The 3,549-nt window shown below is 75.0% G+C and carries 3 protein-coding genes and 2 pseudogenes; all 5 read right to left on the bottom strand.

Features of this window, described 5'->3' with window-relative positions:
• Positions 1-255: pseudogene (locus tag GTW08_RS09540) on the bottom strand (cytochrome c biogenesis protein CcdA); the annotation flags it as partial.
• 86 nt (positions 256-341) lie between these two features.
• Positions 342-950, bottom strand: a complete 609-nt coding sequence (locus GTW08_RS09535; protein WP_073576562.1) for a TlpA family protein disulfide reductase — start codon at positions 948-950, stop codon at positions 342-344.
• Complete coding sequence (locus tag GTW08_RS09530; RefSeq protein WP_073576563.1) at positions 947-1,606, bottom strand: histidine phosphatase family protein; 660 nt, start codon at positions 1,604-1,606, stop codon at positions 947-949. The genes GTW08_RS09535 and GTW08_RS09530 overlap by 4 nt, the downstream gene beginning before the upstream one ends.
• Positions 1,607-1,608: 2 nt before the next feature.
• Positions 1,609-2,922 (bottom strand): glutamate-1-semialdehyde 2,1-aminomutase, encoded by a 1,314-nt coding sequence (gene hemL / locus GTW08_RS09525; protein ID WP_073576564.1) that lies wholly within the window; start codon positions 2,920-2,922, stop codon positions 1,609-1,611.
• Positions 2,923-2,971: 49 nt separating this feature from the next.
• Positions 2,972-3,549: pseudogene (locus GTW08_RS09520) on the bottom strand (hypothetical protein); the annotation flags it as partial.

The following is a 3,549-nucleotide window of genomic DNA, read 5'->3' as shown; positions in this document are numbered from 1 at the left end:
CCCCGCGACGCCGTCCTGCACACCGTCCGCGGGCGCGGTCGCGGTCCCGCCCCGGCGGGCGGCGGCGCGCTCGGTGGCCTCGGCCGGGGTGACCGGCGGGGACTGCGCGCCGACGAGCCCGGCGAGGTAGGCGAGGTAGCCGGGGACCAGCGGGACGACGCACGGCGACGCGAAGCTCACCAGCCCCGCGGCGACCGAGACCAGCACTGCGAGCAGCAGCGGCCCCGAGATCGCCAGCGTCGTCGTCGCGTCCATCGCATCCCAGGGTAGAAGCCCTGCTCGCGGTGCCGCGCGGCGGGTTCTACAGCGTGTAGTTCACCGGGCGGGGCGCGCCCGCGCGGTCACCCGGGGTCAGCGGACGAACCGGACCTCGGCTCGGCGGCGAGCCGGGTGATGAGCGGCAGCAGGTCCGAGCTCCCGACCGGGACCAGGAACACCGCGGCCACCCGGGCGTCGCGGTCGAGCACGATCGTCGAGGGCACGACGTTGCGCGGGTAGCCGTCGAGCCGGGCCAGGGTGCGGCCGGGCGCGTCGTAGATCGAGTCGTAGGTGATGCCGCGGTCGGTCACGAAGTCCAGGGCGGCCTGCCGGTCGTCGCGGACGTCGATCCCGAGGACGACGGCCTTGCCCCGGGCCGCCTCGGCCACGGCCTGCAGCTCGGGGGCCTCGGTCCGGCACGGGCCGCACCAGGAGCCCCAGATGTTGATGACCCGCACCGTGTCGGGGAAGTCGCCGATGCCGACCTGGGTGCCCTCGCGCAGCAGGCTCTCGCCGCGCAGGTCGGTGATCGGCTGACGGCTCTCCGGCGGGTCGTAGGTGATGCGCACCTGGCCGCCCGGGGCGACGAACTGGAAGTCCTGGCCGGGTCCCCCGCCCGCGGCGTCGCGGCCGACGCCGCACCCGGCGACGAGCAGCAGCAGCCCGAGCAGGGCGGGCAGCAGGCGCCTCATGCCCCGGTCACCATCGCGCCGCTCGGGCCGGCCGGCTCGGCGTAGCGCAGCCCGGTCATCCGGGTGCCGGTGAACTCGATGCTGGTCAGCGAGGCGAGCGCGCACTGGCGGCGGCGCGGGTCGTGCCAGAGCTGCCGGCCCGTCAGGTAGCGGCGCAGCGTCCAGATCGGCAGCTGGTGGGACACGCACACGACCTCGCGGCCGGGTGCGAGCGCCCGCGCGGCGTGCACGGCGCCGAGCATCCGGTGCGCGATCGCGAGGTACGGCTCGCCCCAGGACGGGGTGAACGGGTCGCGCAGCAGCCGCCACACCTGCGGGCGCTTGAGCGCGCCGTCGCCGACTCCGAACCGCTTGCCCTCGAAGAGGTTGCCGGACTCGATCAGGCCCTCCTCGGTGTGGATGTCGACGCCGTGGGCGTCCGCGATCGGGCGGGCGGTCTCCTGGGCGCGCTGCAGCGGCGACGCGACGACGGCGGCGACGTCGTTGCCGTCGAGGTACGCGGCGACGGTCTTGGCCTGGGCCCGGCCGTGGTCGGACAGGTGGTAGCCGGGGATGCGGCCGTAGAGGACGCCCTCGGGGTTGTGCACCTCGCCGTGGCGCAGCACGTGCACCACGGTCACCGGTCCCGATGCGGGCGGGCTGGTCCGGTCACCCATGCTCAGGCCCCGTCCGGACGGGTGGCGGCGGCCGCGGCCCGCGCGGCGGCGGCCAGGCCGGTCTCGATCCGCTCGAACGCCTCGTCGTCCAGCGCGGTGGACACGAACCAGCCCTCGAAGGCGCTCGGGGGCAGGTAGACGCCGTGGTCGAGCATCGCGTGGAAGAACGCCGGGTAGCGCCAGGTCTCGGCGGCCTTCGCACCCGCGTAGTCGGTGACCGGGTCGGCGGTGAAGAACGGGGAGAACATGGTGCCCGCGTACTGGATCGTGTGGGCGACGCCCTCCCGGTCCAGCGCGGCGGTGACCAGCGCGCCGATCCGGTCGGCGTGGGACTGCAGGGTGGCGTAGGCGGCGTCGTCGGCGTGGCGCAGCGTGGTGAGCCCGGCGGCGACGGCGACCGGGTTCCCGGCCAGCGTGCCCGCCTGGTAGACCGGCCCGGCCGGGGCCAGGTACGACATGTGCTGCGCCGACCCGCCGAACGCGGCCGCGGGCAGCCCGCCGGACATGACCTTGCCGAAGGTGTAGAGGTCGCCCGCGACGCCGTCGCAGCCGAACCAGCCCTGCCGCGACGCGCGGAACCCGGTCATCACCTCGTCGATCACCAGCAGCGCGCCGTGCGCGTGGCACAGGTCGCGCAGCCCGGCGTTGAAGCCCTCGACCGGCGGTACCACGCCCATGTTGCCCGCGGCGGCCTCGGTGATCACGCAGGCGATGTCGGCGCCGCGCTGCTCGAAGACCTGGCGGACGGCGTCGAGGTCGTTGTAGGGCAGCACCACGGTGTCGGCGGCCTGGGCGCCGGTGACGCCCGGACTGGTCGGCAGGCCGAGGGTGGCGATCCCGGAGCCGGCGTCGGCGAGCAGCGCGTCGACGTGGCCGTGGTAGCAGCCGGAGAACTTCACGATCACCGTGCGGCCGGTGATGCCGCGGGCGAGCCGGATGGCGCTCATCGTCGCCTCGGTGCCCGAATTGACCAGACGGACCTGCTCGACCGGGGTCCGGTCGACGATCTCGGCGGCGAGGTCGATCTCGCCCGGGGTCGGGGTGCCGAACGACAGCCCCTGCGACGCCGCGGACCGCACCGCCTCGACGACGGCCGGGTGCGCGTGCCCCAGGATCATCGGCCCCCAGGAGGAGACGAGGTCGACGTAGGTGGCGCCGTCGGCGTCGGTGAGGCGGCAGCCCTCACCCGAGACCATGAACCGCGGGGTGCCGCCGACCGAGTTGAACGCCCGTACCGGGGAGTTCACCCCGCCGGGGATCAGCTCGGTCGCCCGCTCGAAGAGGCGGGCGGACTCCTCGGGTTCCGGGTTGCTCACGGCGGTCCCTGCGCTTCCGGTGCTCACATCCCCAGTCTCGCAGCCGGTGTCAGGACCGGCTCGCGGCCCCGAGCTTGCGGGTGGCGTACCACTCCTTCGCCGGGCGCCCGAACAGCAGCGCGACCCCGGCGACGGACAGCGCCACGACGAGTACCGCGAACAGCGGGATCGTCGGCGCCATGAGCAGCAGGAGCGGGATCCCGTAGACGCCGGCCAGCACGGCCAGCGCGATCCGGGCGCCACCGGCCCCGAGGAACGCGACGACGGCCAGCGCGATCCACACCAGCGCCAGGACGAGGAAGACCCCGCCCATCACCCGCACGAACTGGGTGAGCTGATCCATCGTCAGACCGGTCTGGGCCAGCGCGGCGTCGATGTCGGCACGCGGGAGCCCGGTGTCGTTGAGGACCGCGTCGTTGATCGTCGCGAACATCGCGCCGATGCCCATGACGACGAACGGCAGCGCCGCCGCGACCAGCGCGACCAGCGCGGTGACCACCTGACGCGGCCGGGCCGGACGTCCCTGCGGCCCGCTGCCGAGCCCCGCCGGGGGCGGCCCCCAGCCCGACGCGGTGTTCCACTGCGGGCCCTGCCCGGCCTGCTGCCCGGGCCCCGGCTGCGGCGCGG

Source organism: Pseudonocardia sp. SID8383 (assembly GCF_009864975.1).
GTDB classification, from domain to species: domain Bacteria; phylum Actinomycetota; class Actinomycetes; order Mycobacteriales; family Pseudonocardiaceae; genus Pseudonocardia; species Pseudonocardia alni.
This window is presented reverse-complemented; position numbering and strand designations above follow the sequence as displayed.

What these genes read in the sequence shown, in the direction of transcription:
- GTW08_RS09535 (WP_073576562.1), bottom strand. Translation starts at nt 950, where the DNA reads ATGAGGCGCCTGCTGCCCGCCCTGCTCGGGCTGCTGCTGCTCGTCGCC.
- GTW08_RS09530 (WP_073576563.1), bottom strand. Translation starts at nt 1,606, where the DNA reads ATGGGTGACCGGACCAGCCCGCCCGCATCGGGACCGGTGACCGTGGTG.